This window comes from Amycolatopsis antarctica, assembly GCF_002262875.1.
Taxonomy (GTDB): Bacteria; Actinomycetota; Actinomycetes; order Mycobacteriales; family Pseudonocardiaceae; genus Amycolatopsis; species Amycolatopsis antarctica.
This window is the reverse complement of sequence record NZ_NKYE01000009.1, coordinates 41,897-57,350: the sequence shown is the minus strand read 5'-3', so window position 1 is coordinate 57,350 and position 15,454 is coordinate 41,897. Positions and strand designations below refer to the sequence as shown.

Below are 15,454 nucleotides of genomic sequence, written 5' to 3'. Positions count from 1 at the left end.
CCGCGCGTCAGCGCAGCAGGGACAGGTGGCCGGCGAACCCGCCGGGTGCGCGGCCGCGCACCCGCGCGCTGGTACCGACGGCGGCGCGGGTGGTGCGCAGAACCCGGCCGCCCCCGGCGGCGACCGCGGCCAGCAGGGCGACGTCCTCGCCGGTGGGGAGCGGGGCGAATCCGCCCGCACGCTCGTATGCCTCGGCGCTGAGGCCCAGGTTCGCCCCGTGCGCGTGCGGGTGCCCGTCGGCCGGGTGGTACTCGCGCAGGAACCGGGTGCGCACGCCGGCGGGCCGCACCCCCCAGTCGGTGACGAACACGGTGCCGGCCACGGCGTCCCAGCCGGCGGTCGCGAACCCGAGGTGTGCGGTCAGCCAATCGCGCGGAACCTCGCTGTCGGCGTCGGTGCTCGCCAGCCACACCCCTCGTGCTCGCGCGCCGCCGAGCGCCGCCGCGATCCCGGCGTGCCTGCTCACGCCCACGTTCCGGGCATCGATCTCGAGTACGTCGGCGCCCGCCGCGCGCGCCACGGCCACCGTGCGGTCGGTGCACGAGTCGGCCGCCACGAGCACCGTCACGACGACCTCCGGCGGCACCTCCGCCGCCGCCACCCGCAACGACCGCAGGCAGGACGGCAGCAGACGTTCCTCGTCGTGGGCGGGGACCACCACCGCGATCCGGCCGAAACCCGCCGGATCCCCACTCATCGCAGGCCTTCGCGCTGCGCGACGGAGCGCGGCTCGCCGTCCGCGGGCCGGTACACGTCGAGCAGGAAGTCCGGATCCTGGTGGCCCCCGGCCCACCGGAAGGATTCCTGCCGCGCGAGTTCCCGGTGCACCTGGTCGCCGTCGGCGGCGTAGCCGGGAACCCGGGGCCGCCAGTGCACGGCGAGCAGCGTGCCGTCCGGTTCCAGGCTGCCCGCCGCGCGCGCCCAGAGCGCGGCCCGCCCGTCCTCGTCGAGGTAGTAGGCGAGTTCGCTGACGACGATCAGGTCGAACCGTTCCTCCGGCCACTCCCCCGGAACGGTGAGCTCACCGGCACGGGCATGCGGATGCCCCGCCAGCCGGTCGGCGGCCTGCCCGACGGCGGCCGGCACCGGATCCACGGCGAGCAGCCGGTCGCAGCGGTCCGCGAGCCGCGCGGAGAGCACGCCCACCGAGCAGCCCGGCTCGAAACCGCTGCGGTAGCGCCGTCGCGGCAGTGCGGCCAGCGAGCAGTCGTACTTCCGCCGTTCGTACCAGCGTTCGGCCAGTCCCCACGGATCCGGCGACCCGGCGTACATCCGGTCGAAGTAGGCGCGCGGCACGGCCGGGTTCACGCGAGTACCACCTCGAAGTCACGCAGCAGCCTGCGCAGGATGTGCCCGGGCAGCACGGCCTTGTCGCCCGCCGCCGCGGACAGCGGGCCCACCTGGGTGGCGAACTCGGCGGCCGCGGCGCGTTTGGCCGCGGCGAGCTCGTCACCCAGCGGCACGGCTCGCATCGTCGACCACGGCACCGCCGTGCCCCCGGGTTCCGCCCAGTGCCACATCCACACCGGGTAGGCCAGCAGCCTGCAGGCGTGCGGTTCGGCCGCCGCCAGTGCCGCCCGGCCGGTGGCATCGTGGTCCGGATGCCCGTCGTGGTGCCACGGTGCGAGGCAGAGCGAGTCAGGTCGCAAGCGATCGCGCAGCACGTGCTCCACGTGGTTCTCGTGCTCGATCACCTCACCGTCCGGCACTCGCAGCCGGACCACCTCGATGTCGGCGAGGCCGAGCACGGCGAGCGCGTTCTCCCGTTCGTCGACGCGCAGCCGCCGCAGGTCGTCGGGCGACAGCGTCGGGCTGCCTGGATGGGACGCCTCGCCGTCGGTCACCGAGATCAGTGTGATCCGCACCCCGGCCCCGGCCAGCAGCGCCATCGTCCCGCCGATCCCCAGCACCTCGTCGTCCGGATGCGGCGCGACCACCACCACGTCCGCCCACGGGTACCCCGCGCCCGCGGCGGTACGCGGATCCACCACGGGCAGCTCGCGCAGACCGGGCCACGCCTGCCAGTCCTGCTCGGGTGTGCCCGGCCCGTCGAGATTCCGGGCCTGGGACGCCGTCACAGCGCTCCACCGTCCTCGGGTGCGCCGATCCGGCCGAGCGCGGCCAGATCGCGTTCGGCGTGGCTCTGCCGCACGTAGACCGTCAGGTCCGCGAGCCGCTGCGCGTGATCCGCGTCGTGGGCGAGCGGGGCGGGGCCGAGCGCCCGTCCCACGTGATCGGCGACAGTGGTGACCGCGGCCTCCACCACGGCCCTGACCCGCAGCGCGCGACGCCGGGCGTCCGGCACCGGCTCCCCGGAATCCTGGGGCGAATGGGACCGCTCGGATCGCTCGGATCGCTCCAGGGCACGGCGATCGATCGTCGCCGCGGCCTCCCGGAGCGCACAGCGCGCGGCGTGCAGTGCCGCGTCCACCGCGCCGAGGTGGGCGAGGGCATGCTCGTCGAGCCGCCCGGCCGCACCGGCGCGGCGCAGCGGGGCCGCGAGTCCGGCGGCGCCGCCGTACCAGCAGGCCGCCACCCCGATCGCCGCGTGCCAGAACCCGGCACGGTCCAGATAGGACCCGGGGCCGCCGACCACGGTGGCCCCGGCCGCGTCGAAGGCGACGGATCCGGTGTCCGCGCCCCGCATTCCCAGCCCCGTCCACTCGCCCTCCGAGGGTGTCACCGCGTCCTGGGCGAGGTCCACCTCGACCAGGACGCGACCGTCCGGTGCGTGCACGGTGACCAGGGCATGGGTGCACAGGTGGGAACCGGAACACCACCTCTTGGTACCGGAGAGGGTGTAGCCACCGTCGCCGTCCGGACGGGCGGTGACCCGGCCGTCCGGGGGCTCGGCCGCCCACACGCCCCAGTACCCGTGCTGCCCGGCCCCTGCGCCGAGGATTTCGGTCCGGATGGCGAGGGCGTCGAGGTGCGCCTCGACCAGCCGGGCCAGCGGGACGTCGCGAAAGGACAGGCTGCTGAGCAGGCCCCAGCGCCGCCTCGCCGTCCACTGTCCGGGGTGTGCCAGTTCCGCCATGGTCCGGTCCACCTCGGTGGTGAAGCCGGTGCCGGTGTCCCGGTCCGAATGGGCTCGTACCGCAGCACGCACACGCCTCACCTCTCCCACCCCGGCACGATGTCGTCTCCGCAGGGGATATCCAGGTGGGCGGTTTTCAATCCTTCGGCTTCGCCGCCGCGTTCTCCGTGACCGCCGTTTGTTCGGCCGGCGTCCGGGTATTCCCTTGCATGGCAACGGGAACGGATCCATTTCTGATCATCGGCGGCGGGCCCGCCGCGTTGTCCGCGGCACACGCCTACCGCGAGGCGGGCGGGCAGCGGCCGATCCTGATGCTGTCCGAGGACGGCGAGCCCCCGTATCTACGGCCACCGCTGTCGAAGGACTTCCTGCGCGGCGAGTCCGGTGAGGACGCACTGCCCATCGAATCGCCCGCGTACTACCGGGAGCGGCGGATCGAGTTCTCTCCTGGAGATCCGGTGACCTCAATGGACACCGGAGCCCGAACGGTGACCACCCGGGCGGGCCGGACGGTGACCTACGGCCGGTGCCTGCTGGCGACCGGTTCCGAGCCGGTGCGCCCGGACGTTCCCGGGGCCGGCGATCCCGCCGTGCTCACCCTGCGTTCGGCCGCGTCCGCGCGACTGCTGCGGGAGCGTGCGGATGGCGCGTCAGGGGCGGTCGTCGTCGGCTCCGGATTCATCGGCTGCGAGGCAGCCGTGTCGCTCGCCCGGCGCGGTCTCGGCGTCACCATGCTCTGCCGCGACTCCGTCCCGCAGCGCCGCAGGCTCGGTGCGGACGCGGGCCGGGTGCTGCGGGACTGGCTCACCGGAGAGGGCGTCGAGGTACGGACCGGGACCGCATTGGCCGCCGTCGAGGACGGACGGCGTGTGCGCACCGACCGGGACGAGACGATCGACGCCGGGATCGTGCTGCTGGCCACCGGTGTACGACCGCGAGCGGATCTCGCCGAACAGGCTGGACTGACCGTCGAGAAGGGGCGGATCCGCACCGACGAACACCTGCGTACCAGCGCGCCGGAGGTGTTCGCCGCCGGTGACGTCGCGCTCGCGCACAACGCCGCGGCGCGGCGCCCACTACCGGTGGAGCACTGGGGCGAGGCGGAGACGATGGGGGAACTGGCCGGCCGTGCCGCCGCGGATTCGCCGGGCCGCTGGACGAGCGTTCCCGGCTTCTGGTCGGTGATCGGCGACCGGGTGCTGAAGTACGCCGCCTGGGGCGACGAGGTCGACGAGGCGAGATTCACCGGTCACTCCGGCGGGGCGTTCACGGTCTGGTACGGCCGCCGCGGGGCGACCGCGGGGGTGCTCACCCACGGCGCCGACGAGGACTACGAGGCCGGCGCCGAACTGGTGCGGAACGGCGCGCCGCTGCCCTGACGGCCGGTGGCCCCCGCACCCGCGGCGGGCGCCACCGGCGTCGCGGTCACTGCCGTTCTTCGCCGTGGACCTCACTCAGCGCCTTCGTGGTGTCCACCCGCTTGCGCACGCAGAACCAGCCGACGACCAGTGCCAGGATGATGGCGGGCAACGACAGCAAGGTCAGCCTGCCCGAGTCGTCGAACCACATGAGCACCAGCACGCTCGCCAGGAACGCCAGCGTGACGATCTCGGTGAACGGCGAACCGGGCAGCCGGAAGGACGGCCGGGTGAGTTCTCCCGACTGGGTCTTGCGCCAGAACAGCAGGTGGCTGACGGTGATGATGCCCCAGGTGGCGAGGATGCCGATGGCCGCGAAGTTCAGCACGATCTCGAAGGCGTCGGCGGGCACCAGGTAGTTCAGGCCCACGCCGAGCACGCAGACACCCGAGGTGAGCAGGATGCCGCCGTAGGGGACCTGGTTCTTGTTCATCACCCCGGTGAACCGTGGTGCGGACCCGGCCACGGCCATGGAGCGCAGAATCCGGCCGGTGGAGTACAGACCGGAATTGAGGCTGGACATCGCGGCGGTGAGCACGACCAGGTTCATCACGTCGCCCGCGGCCGGGATACCGATGTTGGACAGCACGGTCACGAACGGGCTCTCCCCTTCGGTGTAGGCGTTCCACGGCATCAGCATCGCCAGCAGCACCACCGAACCCACGTAGAAGACACCGATGCGCCACATGATCGAGTTGATCGCCTTGGGCACGATCTTCTCCGGCTCGGCCGTCTCCCCCGCGGTGACGCCGACGAGTTCCACCGAGGCGTAGGCGAACACGATGCCCTGGATCATCAGCACCAGCGGCATCACACCGTTGGGCAGGAAGCCGCCCTCGTCGGTGAGCAGTGAGGGACTGGGCGCGGTGCCGTTGATCGGGTCGCCGTTGATCAGCAGGACGATGCCGACGATCATGAAGAGCACCAGCGCGGCCACCTTGATGATGGCGAACCAGAACTCCATCTCACCGAACAGCTTCACCGACACCAGGTTCAGCGCCAGCACGACGGCGAGCGCGATCAGCGCGAGGGTCCACTGTGGAATGTCGGTGAACATGCTCCAGAAGTGCGCGTACAGCGCGATCGCGGTGATGTCCGCGATCCCCGTCGTCGCCCAGTTCAGGAAATACATCCAGCCCGCGACGAACGCGCCCTTCTCGCCCATGAACTCCCTGGCGTAGGACACGAACGCGCCCGAGGAGGGCCGGTACAGGATCAGCTCGCCCAGCGCGCGCACCACGAAGAACGCGAAAACGCCGCACACGGCGTACCCGATGGCCAGCGCGGGGCCCGCCGTGGCGAGGCGGCCGCCCGCGCCGAGGAACAACCCGGTGCCGATCGCGCCGCCGATGGCGATCATGCTGATGTGCCGCGGCTGCAAGGACTTGCTGTATCCGGCGTCGCCTGCGTCTACCGTTCCGGTCGCGTGGCCGGTCTCCCCGGCTCGCACACCCTGATCCGTCACGTGGGATCTTCTCCAGAAATCTGGTGCGCCTCGGGGCGCACGATGGTGGTCAGCGTTCTCTCGACCTTGGTCAGATGGGTGTTCATCGCGCCGACGGCGGCGTCCTCGTTCCGGTCGGCGATGGCGGCCACGATGTCGTGGTGCTCCACGTTCGACTGCTCCCGGCGATCGCCGAGCTGGTTGAGGAACGCCGACTGCCGCGACAGCGCGTCCCGGATCTCCGCGATCACCTTGCCGAACACCGGGTTCCCCGACGCCTGGGCGACGGTGATGTGGAACAGGGTGTCCAGTGCGACCCAGGCCGTGTCGTCGGTCTCCCCCGCCATCCGGTGGAGAAGCCGTTCGAGCACGTCGAGATCGTCGGAGGTCCGCCGGATCGCCGCGTACCCCGCCACCGGGATCTCGACGTGCCTGCGCACTTCCAGCAGATCGCGGGTGGGGTAGTCGCCGAAAACGGGGTTCTGCGCCGGGCCACCGGCCGCGACGAAGGTGCCCTTTCCCGGGTGCGACACTGTGAGGCCCAGGGCCTGGAGTCCACGGAGGGCCTCCCGGATCACCGAACGGCTGACCTCGAATTCGGCGGACAGCGCGGCCTCGGACGGAAGTTTGTCGCCGACGGCGAACTGCCGCCGTTCGATCGCCGAGCGAAGCCCGGCAAGCACGACCTCCATGGCGCTGACCCGCCGGGATGTCCTACTTGTCCGGTTGTCTGACAGGTTCACGGGCACAGATGGTGAATCTGGCCGCACGCGAGTGTCAAGCCGAGAAACCCGCCCTGCGCGACCGGCCCAGAACGTCTGTCCGGAAGCTCCGCACGAGTCGCCCGCGGCGGCCGGGGCGCACCGATCGGCCGTACCGTCACCGGACGGGGCAGACCCGCTCGCGAGCTTGCTCCGCACGGTCCCGCACGCTCCACTGTGGACGGTCGGGTCGAACCCCGGAGCCGTGCGCCGGCCCGGAGACCTCCGGGCGGGTGCAGGAGGTCACGGTGTCCGCCCGGCCCGCCCCGGGTACTCCGGGACCGTACGACCCCGCGACCAGGTGACCATATGGGTACCAGCACTGGCCGCTGTACTAGAACATCTGGGTGTTAGGAGACCCGAACGAGTGAAGTCGAGTCGTACTGCGTGTACAACTCGGGCGGACTGCGTCTCACCACCAGAGCCATTGAAGCGAAGGGACCAGAAGGGTAGGACCATGCGAGACGATCACGTGACGATCCACTCAACGGCGGTCTTCGATCTGCTGGCCCCGCGGATGCCCGCGGTTCCGGTCAAGGTGGAACTGCGTTACGACACGCTCGACCCGTACGCGGTCGTCGCGGCTTTCCGTGCGGGCCAGGACTGGGTGGAGTGGGTGTTCGCCCGCGACCTCCTGGCCGACGGCCTGCTCGCCGATGCCGGCGACGGGGACGTCCACATCCGGCCGTCCGCCGAGGACCCGGAGGCCGTGCTGATGGAGCTCAGCTCCCCGTCCGGTCAGGCGGTCTTCGAGACCTCGGCGCAGGAACTGGCCGACTTCCTGGACCGCACCTACGAGGTCGTGCTGCCCGGCAACGAGCACCACTGGGTCACCGTGGACGAGGCGCTGACCCGGCTGCTGCCGAACGACCGGTCCTGACCAGGCTCACCGCACACGCGAAAGGGCGATGACCCCGGCGGCACTGCCGGCGTCATCGCCCTTCACGCCCGCCGCGCGGGCGGCGGTCACCTCGCGGTGAGGATCAGCTCTCGTCCGCGCTGGCGGCGGCGCAGTCGGCGCCGACGTTGTTCAGCACCGGGACGGTGATCCCGTTCGCCTGGTTGCCGCAGACGTTGATGTTCTCCAGCACGTCGATGCCGTTCAGGAAGTTGGTGGACTGGCCGTGGCCACCACCGTGTTCCGGGCCCTCGTGCACGTCGCTCGCGAAGGCGGTACCACCGGCGACCATCAGGGCCGCCGCGACACCGGTAACAACAATTCCAGCCTTCTTCAGCACTGCACACTCCTCGGTAGATCCATTTCCGGAACGGGGGCGTTCCCGGCAGGGCCGTGAATTTCCCCGCGGCGACGAAACGTACACGGCACGGGAATTCACAGCATGCGGACGACACATTCGAGTGAGGATTCGGCGCGAATGCCACCCGTCCGAAGGACGTCCTCGACCCGAGTCGCCGCCTCCGGTCACTCGATCCACTGTGGACGTACGGGCGGCACCGGCAGTTCACGAGCTCACGTCCAGGTGGACGCGGCTTTTCTGGATACGGCCATGGTCGCCACCGAGCCGACGACGGCGACCAGGCCGATGCAGAGCACGAGCGCCCACGGGCTGCCGTTGGAATCGACCAGAGCGCTGGCGACCAACGGCAGCGGTCCGCCGAAGACGGCACCGGAGAGCTGAAAGCTGAATGTCATTCCGGTATAGCGAACCCGTGCGGGAAAAAGCACTCCGAACAATGCCGACTGGCAGCCGAACCCGATTCCCGCCACCACGCCGAACAGCACTCCGGCACCGAGGAAGAGCAGCACGGTACTGCCCGAGTCGACCATCGGGAACACCGCCGCGAACAGGAATATCGACGCGACCGTGGAGACGAGGAAACCTCGCGCGTAGCCGATCCGGTCCGCCCATCTGCCGACGAGCGGAATGGTCGCGATCAGCACGGTGGAGGCGAGGATCAGCGCCAGCAGTGCCGTGCTCTGACTGAAGCCGGCCACCTTCGTCGCGTAGCTGAGCATGTAGGTGGAACCGACGAAGAACACCACCGTAAGGCTGCCCTGGGCGAAGAAGACGATCAGCGACTCCTTCCAGTAGCCGCGAACCACCTCGGCCAGCGGGAACCGCCGCACGTCCTTGTTCTTCTTGACCTCGGTGAAGTCGTCGGTCTCCTCGAGGCGGCGACGGATGTAGACACCGACGAAGACGAACACGAAACTGATCAGGAACGGCACCCGCCAGCCCCAGGACAGCAGGTCCTCCTCCGGCAGGGCGTAGAAGATCAGCGAGACCGTCGTCGACAACAGCAGGCCGACGGGGACCCCGATGTTGGGCAGGCTCCCGTACAGCGCCCGGTTCTTCGGCGTGGAACTCTCCAACGCGACCAGCGCCGCCCCTGCCCATTCCCCGCTGGCACCGATCCCCTGCACGATGCGGCACAGCACCAGCAGCAGCGGGGCCGCAACGCCGATGCTGCGATAGTCGGGGATCAGCCCGATGCCGACCGTGGCGACACCCATCATGATCAGGGTGGCGAGCAGGATGTTCTTCCGGCCGATCCGGTCGCCGAGATGGCCGAGCACGATCCCGCCGAACGGGCGCACCAGGAACGCGACGCCGAAAGTCGCGAAGGAGAGCAGGATGCCGCTGGCCGCGGACATGGACGGGAAGAAGATCCGGCTGAACACCAGTGCTGACGCGGTGCCGAAGACGTAGAAGTCGTACCACTCGATGGCGCTGCCGATGACGACGGCGCCGAGCGCGCGATTCTTCTTTCTCGTCACCGGTTCGGCGACGTGATCGGTTGGTGCGGGCTGGACGGCCATTGCTGGTTCCTCTCGAGAAGTCATCCCGACGCGTTGTGAGAGTTGCGAGAACGAACCGTGATCTGATCGTGGAGATCGCCGGTCGTTGCTCCGGTCGCTGCCGACGCTGTCGCCGCCGGTCCGCCTCACCGGACCGTGGCGCCGTTCGCCATCGCCTTCGCGGCCGACCGAGCCGGATCACCGGCACGCACGCCCCGTTCGCGCGCGATCTCGTTGACGAACGAGATCACGCCGTCCTGATAGGTACTGTTTCCCTCGCCGATCCGGGCCGAGGCCACGGATACGGCGGCCGCCGCGATCCCGGCCTCCCCGAGGATCGCCAGCCCGTTGATCCCGCTGTCGTCCCGGCCGACGCCGCCGTCCGAGCTGATGAAGCCGGCGGGCATGATCTCCAGCGCGTACGCGGCGGCGGTCCGCCCGCCGTGCGAACCCACGCAGACCACGGCCCCCCGGTCCTCCGGCAGGGCGAAACGAATGCTGTCCACAGCGACGATCGGGCGGCCGCCCGCCGAGCCGACCACGCTGCGGTGTTCCCGCGGTGCCTCGTCGGCCCACGGGACTCCGTCCCAGGCGAAGAAGCCGGCGACCGCGTCCCGCACGGGCATTCCCGGCCCGACTCCGAGCAGGCGGGCCCAGTGATTGGCCACGGAGATGACGCCGCGGTCCCACATGTCCACGCCGTCGGCGATCCGGGCCGAAGCGGAGTCGATCGCGGCGGCCGGGATCCCGGCGCCGTCGAGGAACCACAGTCCGTTCACACCCGCCCCGTCGAGGCCGATCCCGCAGTCGTGCGCGATGACGGCCTTCGGGCGGTACCGCGCGGCGAACTGCACGGCGACGATTCCGGCGAAGCTGGCGCCGATCAACACGTCGCCGGGGCCGTACTCGCCGTTCGCATGGGTGATGGAATCCATCGCGATGGCCCGGTCCGGCGGTTCGGCCGCGACCACGATGTGCCGTTCTCCGGTCACCGGCACTCCTTTGTCGGGGGCTGAGGTCTGACCGTTCACCCTCGTGACGGTTGTGACGGCGACCACTTCGACTTACGGTATACCGTATTCACAACGACGTGCAAGACTGCGTTGCGACAACGTCACAGCAGGCAGGAGGCCCGGAATGCCCACGGTGGGAATCGAATCCGTCGGCTCGTACGTCCCCGGGTACCGGCTGGCAGGCAGCCTGGCCGCGGAACTCGGCGGTGCCGCCGATCTCCCGCTGTGCGCTCCCGACGAGGACGCGTTGACCCTGTCCGCTGAGGCACTGCGGACACTGCCGGGCAGCGCCCCGCGTGACCGGGTGGCGCTGCGCACCACATCCGGCGCCGAGCCGAGGGCCGCCCTCGCCCACCTCGCCGCCACCGGCGGGGTGGACGACCCGTGCGTGGTACTGCCCCTCGCCGCAGAGTCGGGCGCACCCGCCCTGCTCGCGATGGCGGCCGGCCTGCGAGCACAGATCGCCGTCGTCGCGGACCACGGCCGGCCGGCCGACCCGGCAGCCTCACCGGCACCGGACGGTGCCGTCGCGCTCCGCTTCGGCTCCCCCGACGCCGCGGCGATACTGCACTCCGAATCGCTGCACACACTGGCCTTCGACCGCTGGACGGACGGCAGCACCGAGGACCCCGAGGATCCGCGCTTCATCGAGGAGACCCTGCTCGCTTCGGACGGGACCGAGCTGCTCGATTGCCTCTGCGCGGGCGCGGGAGTCACACCGGGCGACCTGGCCGGCGTGGTGCTCAACTGCGTCGTGCCGGTACGGGCCGACCGCTGGGCCGAACGCTGGAAGGTCTCCCGGGTCTGGACGCCCGGCCCGCCGGAGCGACAGGCCGGCCGACTGGCAGCGGCGACTCTGCGGACGACGTTCGAACGGCTCGCGGACGCGGGCCCCGGTGCGCTGGTGGCCGTACTCGATCTCGCCTGGGGTGGCGACGCAGTCCTGTTGCGCGCGGGCGACCGGGTGGCCGACACAGTGCACGTCACCCGGCGTCCGGCCACCGCCGAGTACGGCTACCGGGACTGGCTGCGTTCCGCGACACCGTCCGGACAGGGCATCTGGACCTCACCCGCGAAACTGCGCCGGGAGGTCCCCGGGCTCCTCCGACTGACCGGATCGCGTTGCACGGCCTGCGAATGCGTGACGTTCCCGGGCGCGGCGACCTGCGAGATGTGCGGGGCCGCCGAGGTCGCCGCCCACCCGCTCGCCCGGCACGGCACCGTGCTGAGCCACAACGTCGACCGGTTGTTCGCCGCCCCGGAGCGCGAGGTGCAGATGATCGTCGTCGAACTCGACGGGGGTGGCCGCTTCTTCGGCCAGTCCGTCGCGGCGCCACGACGGTGGGCCTCCGTCGGCGACACCGTCCGGCTGAGCCTGCGCCGCCTGCACTCCGGCGGCGGCCGCCCGCACTACTTCTGGAAGGTGGACCTCGATGACTGAGCACGGCGACGTCGTGGTGATCGGTGCGGCCAGCACCGCGTTCGGCGAGTTCTTCCACCTCGGATTCGGCGATCTCGCCCGTGCCGCGACCGCGGAGGCGCTCGCCGACGCGGGCCTCGGGCTGGATGCGGTGGACGCCGCGTGGCTCGGTACCGCGTTCGCGTACACCTATTCCGACGAGGGCAACGCGGGCACCTCGCTCGCCGAGCCACTGGGGCTGCGCGGCCGCCCGGTCACCAGGGTCGCCGCCTACTGCGCGTCCGGAATCGACGCCACCCGGCAGGCGGTGGCCGCGCTGCGCGGGAGGACCTGCGATGTGGCACTGGTGGTCGGCGCCGAGAAGATGCGCGACGTGGGACCGAGGGGCAGCCTGGTCATGCAGCACGTCGACCGGGGCCATCCGTTGCTGAGCAAGGGGCGCACCGCGCCGGGGATCTTCGGCATCGTCGCGGAGCGGTACCGGTCGGTCTACGGGGAGGTTCGGCCGGCGATGACGGCGGTGGCACGGAAGAACCACGCCTACGGCGCGCGCAACCCCCGTGCCCACTTCCGGTCGGAGGTCAGCGAGAACCAGGTCGAGTCCGCGCCACGACTGGCCGGGGAGATCGGCCTGCTCGACGCCTGCCCCACCACCGACGGCGCGGCCGCGCTGGTCCTGGTCCGCGCCGAGGACGCGCGGGGAAAGCGGTCGGCCACGGTGAGCGGCATCGCGATGTCCAACGATCTCGGCTACTTCACGGCGAACACCTCGCCCCGCTTCGACATGCTGGGATTCGAGTCGACCCGCAACGCCGCCACGGCGGCCTATCGGCAGGCCGGGATCGACGATCCCGCCGGACAGCTCGACGTGGTCGAACTGCACGACTGCTTCACCATCACCGAGATCGTCAACTACGAGGACCTCGGCCTGTGCGACCGGGGTGAGGGGCGGGACATGGTCCTTTCCGGCGCGACCGGCGACGGCGGCACGATTCCGGTGAACACCTCTGGTGGGCTCAAGGCCTGCGGGCATCCCATCGGCGCGACGGGAGTACGGATGATCGTCGACATCTGCGACCAGGTATGGGATCGCGCCGGACCGCGGCAGGTCCCCGGGGCGAGCCGGGGCCTCGCGCACGCACTCGGCGGCCCCGGATCGCTCGCCTGCGTCGCCGTGATCTCCGACCCCGCGCGACCGGACGACGGGACGTCCCGGTGACCAGGGCGGACGGCACCGCGAACACAGTGGCACCCGAGACCTGGGTGGATCTGTTCCTGGATCGCACCGGAACACGGCCGGAGGCGGTGTACTCCGCGGACGGCGAGCGGGTACTGACCTACGGGGCGCTGCGCGAACAGGTGGACCTGCTGGCGACGGCCCTGCTGGGACGCGGAGTCCGGCCGGGGCAGGTGGTGGCTGTCTGGATGACCAACAGTCTGGATTTCCTCGTCGCCCAGTGGGCGGTCTACCGGGCCGGCTGTGCGCTGCTGCCGCTGTACTCCTACTACCGGGAAGTGGAGCTGGCCCACGCTCTTGCCGAGTCGCGGGCCCCGGTGCTGCTGACCTCGCGGGATTTCGCCGGCAAGACCGACCCGCTGCGCATCCTGCGGGCACTGCTGCCCGAGCTGGACGCAGGCGGCGCCCCGTTCGCCGCCTGCCCGGACCTGCGTGCGGTCGTCACCGTGGAGGACACCGGCCTGCCCGGCGCGACCCCGATGACGGAACTGGTCGCCGGGGTCGAGCCGGAACTCACCGGACTGGAACGGATCCGCGGGCGGCTCGCGTCGACCGACCTGATGAACGTCATGTACACCTCGGGTACGACCGGCGTTCCGAAGGCCGGACTTTCCATGCACTCCAACAATCTGGCGACCGTCCGGCATTGGAGCGAGCTGGCCCGGCTCGGCCCCGGCGACGTGATCCTCGCCCACGTCCCGATGTTCACCAACTTCGGCTGCCTCTACACCAACGCGCTCGCCCTGTTCAACGGTTGCCGGCTGGAGGTGACCAGGACCTTCGACGCCGGACGTGGTCTCGCGGCGATCGGCGACCGCCGGGTGACCTACGTCCCGGGTTCCCCGGAGATGTTCCGGATGCTGTTGTCGCACAAGGACTTTCCCCGAACGGATACTTCCTCGGTGCGCACGGCCCACGTCGCTGGTTCGGCCGTCGACCCGGCCCTGATGCGCCGGATCGTCGACGAGCTGGCGCCGAACGCCATGCAGGCGTACGGCATGAGCGAATGCGGCGGGCTCTCCACCGTCACCAGCGACCGCGATCCACTGGAGCGCAGGATCGACTCGGTGGGCAGGGCGCTGCCCAGCGCGCTGGTGCGGGTGGTGGATCCCGAGACGGGCCGGGACCAGCCCACCGGGACGGTGGGCGAGATCTGGTTCGGTGACGCGGAACCCGGCTCGTGTGTCGGCAAGGGCTACCTGGCCGCGCCGGAAGCGACCGCGGCGGCGATCACGCCCGCCGGCTGGTTCCGCTCGGGCGATCTCGGCAGGCTGGACGAGGACGGCTATCTCTACTTCACCGGGCGGCGGAAGAACATGATCACCGTGGGAGGGTTCAACGTTTATCCCGCGGAGGTCGAGCGGCACGTTCTCGCCTGCCCCGGCGTGCGGGCCTGTTTCGTCGTCGGCGTGCCGGACCAGCGGCTCGGCAGCGTGCCGGTCGCGTTCGTCGTCGGCGCACCGGACCTGACCGAGGACACCGTGATCGCGTTCATGCGGGAACGGGTGTCCAGCCAGAAGCAGCCGCGCCGGGTGTGGCCGGTGACCGAGGACGAGCTGCCGACGACGCCCTCGGGCAAGGTACGGCTGACGGAACTCACCGAGACCGCGGCGGCCCGGATGCGGGCCTGACCGGCCCGGGCGGCGGGGCCATCGGTCAGTCGAGATCGACGCCGGAGGTCTGCAGGAAGTCGATCAGATACTCACCGGCGGCGAGGACGTGTTCGCGCATCAGCGATTCCGCCTCCGTCGCGCGGCCCGCCGCGATCGCGTCGACGATGCCGGCGTGCTCGTCGTTGGCGCGGCCCGCCCACGCGGGGAACTCCACGAGGTAGTCCCTGGGGATCTGCAGTGCGAGCGACCGGAGGGCCGCCACCAGTTTCTGTGAGGCCGCGAAGTGGTTGATCCGGCGATGGAAGCGCCAGTTCAGCTCGGCCATCGCGGGCAACTCGTCCTGGCGTGCCAGCATCTTCTCGTGGAAATCGCGCAGTTCGGCGAGCTCGCCCGCGTCGCCGCGAGTCGCGACCCTGCGGGTGGCCAGACCGTGCAGCATGCCCTCGATCTCATAGGTGTCGCGGATGTCCTCCCGCCGCATCCGCACCACGACGAGGTGCCGCCCGCCGTCCTCGGCGAGGAAACCCTCGTAGTTGAGCTGCCGCAGTGCGTCCCGGACGGGCATCCGGCTCGTGCCGAACCGTTCGCAGAGCTGGTGCTGGCCGAGCCGTTCGCCGGGCTTGAGGTGGCCGAAGATGATCTCCCGGCGCAGTACGTCGGCGATCTGCGAGCCCAGAGTCGCCCGTTCCAGCCGTTCGGAACCCGCCATCTCCCGTGCTACCCCAATGGTCTCGCTCATCGCATCCCGTT

At 70.8% G+C, this 15,454-nt stretch carries 15 protein-coding genes; 5 read left to right on the top strand and 10 right to left on the bottom strand.

Annotated features, from left to right (window positions below; translation table 11 throughout):
* Positions 1-7 precede the first annotated feature (7 nt).
* From CFN78_RS16275 to CFN78_RS16260, 4 genes are read right to left on the bottom strand one after another with little or no spacing between them, the layout of a single operon-like run.
* Positions 8-697: a glycosyltransferase family 2 protein gene (locus CFN78_RS16275; protein WP_094863668.1), complete on the bottom strand. Its 690-nt coding sequence runs from the start codon at positions 695-697 to the stop codon at positions 8-10.
* Positions 694-1,308 (bottom strand): SAM-dependent methyltransferase, encoded by a 615-nt coding sequence (locus tag CFN78_RS16270; protein ID WP_094863667.1) that lies wholly within the window; start codon positions 1,306-1,308, stop codon positions 694-696. The genes CFN78_RS16275 and CFN78_RS16270 overlap by 4 nt, the downstream gene beginning before the upstream one ends.
* Entirely contained in the window at positions 1,305-2,078 is a 774-nt protein-coding gene (locus CFN78_RS16265) for a PIG-L deacetylase family protein (RefSeq protein ID WP_094863666.1), read from the bottom strand. The genes CFN78_RS16270 and CFN78_RS16265 overlap by 4 nt, the downstream gene beginning before the upstream one ends.
* The gene (locus CFN78_RS16260; protein ID WP_205660534.1) at positions 2,075-3,109 is read right to left on the bottom strand and encodes an acyl-CoA dehydrogenase family protein; all 1,035 of its coding nucleotides are present in this window, start codon (positions 3,107-3,109) and stop codon (positions 2,075-2,077) included. The genes CFN78_RS16265 and CFN78_RS16260 overlap by 4 nt, the downstream gene beginning before the upstream one ends.
* A 137-nt stretch (positions 3,110-3,246) precedes the next feature.
* Between CFN78_RS16260 and CFN78_RS16255 the strand changes: the two genes are divergently transcribed.
* Entirely contained in the window at positions 3,247-4,416 is a 1,170-nt protein-coding gene (locus CFN78_RS16255; RefSeq protein WP_094863665.1) for an NAD(P)/FAD-dependent oxidoreductase, read from the top strand.
* Positions 4,417-4,462: 46 nt separating this feature from the next.
* On the opposite strand, the gene CFN78_RS16250 is transcribed toward CFN78_RS16255, so the two are convergent.
* A complete protein-coding gene (locus CFN78_RS16250) occupies positions 4,463-5,815 on the bottom strand; it encodes an amino acid permease (protein ID WP_094863792.1) in 1,353 nt (450 codons plus the stop codon).
* Positions 5,816-5,916: 101 nt separating this feature from the next.
* On the bottom strand, positions 5,917-6,591 hold the full coding sequence (locus CFN78_RS16245; protein WP_094863664.1) for a FadR/GntR family transcriptional regulator: 675 nt from the start codon (positions 6,589-6,591) through the stop codon (positions 5,917-5,919).
* Between the two features lie 526 nt (positions 6,592-7,117).
* On the opposite strand from CFN78_RS16245, the gene CFN78_RS16240 reads away from it, so the two are divergent.
* The gene (locus CFN78_RS16240; protein ID WP_094863663.1) at positions 7,118-7,540 is read left to right on the top strand and encodes an SsgA family sporulation/cell division regulator; all 423 of its coding nucleotides are present in this window, start codon (positions 7,118-7,120) and stop codon (positions 7,538-7,540) included.
* Between the two features lie 103 nt (positions 7,541-7,643).
* Here CFN78_RS16240 and CFN78_RS16235 read toward each other — a convergent pair whose 3' ends face one another.
* From CFN78_RS16235 to CFN78_RS16225, 3 genes are all read right to left on the bottom strand, one after another.
* On the bottom strand, positions 7,644-7,898 hold the full coding sequence (locus CFN78_RS16235) for a hypothetical protein (protein ID WP_133116366.1): 255 nt from the start codon (positions 7,896-7,898) through the stop codon (positions 7,644-7,646).
* A gap of 233 nt (positions 7,899-8,131) precedes the next feature.
* A complete protein-coding gene (locus tag CFN78_RS16230; protein ID WP_165777578.1) occupies positions 8,132-9,442 on the bottom strand; it encodes an MFS transporter in 1,311 nt (436 codons plus the stop codon).
* Positions 9,443-9,567: 125 nt separating this feature from the next.
* Positions 9,568-10,413: a hypothetical protein gene (locus tag CFN78_RS16225; protein WP_133116365.1), complete on the bottom strand. Its 846-nt coding sequence runs from the start codon at positions 10,411-10,413 to the stop codon at positions 9,568-9,570.
* 145 nt (positions 10,414-10,558) lie between these two features.
* On the opposite strand from CFN78_RS16225, the gene CFN78_RS16220 reads away from it, so the two are divergent.
* From CFN78_RS16220 to CFN78_RS16210, 3 genes are read left to right on the top strand one after another with little or no spacing between them, the layout of a single operon-like run.
* A complete protein-coding gene (locus tag CFN78_RS16220) occupies positions 10,559-11,875 on the top strand; it encodes a Zn-ribbon domain-containing OB-fold protein (RefSeq protein WP_094863659.1) in 1,317 nt (438 codons plus the stop codon).
* Positions 11,868-13,073 (top strand): thiolase C-terminal domain-containing protein, encoded by a 1,206-nt coding sequence (locus CFN78_RS16215; protein ID WP_094863658.1) that lies wholly within the window; start codon positions 11,868-11,870, stop codon positions 13,071-13,073. Before CFN78_RS16220 ends, CFN78_RS16215 begins: the two co-directional genes overlap by 8 nt.
* On the top strand, positions 13,070-14,722 hold the full coding sequence (locus CFN78_RS16210; protein WP_165777577.1) for a class I adenylate-forming enzyme family protein: 1,653 nt from the start codon (positions 13,070-13,072) through the stop codon (positions 14,720-14,722). Before CFN78_RS16215 ends, CFN78_RS16210 begins: the two co-directional genes overlap by 4 nt.
* Before the next feature lie 25 nt (positions 14,723-14,747).
* On the opposite strand, the gene CFN78_RS16205 is transcribed toward CFN78_RS16210, so the two are convergent.
* Positions 14,748-15,443, bottom strand: coding sequence for a GntR family transcriptional regulator (locus tag CFN78_RS16205; RefSeq protein ID WP_094863656.1), 696 nt, complete (start codon positions 15,441-15,443; stop codon positions 14,748-14,750).
* Positions 15,444-15,454 lie beyond the last annotated feature (11 nt).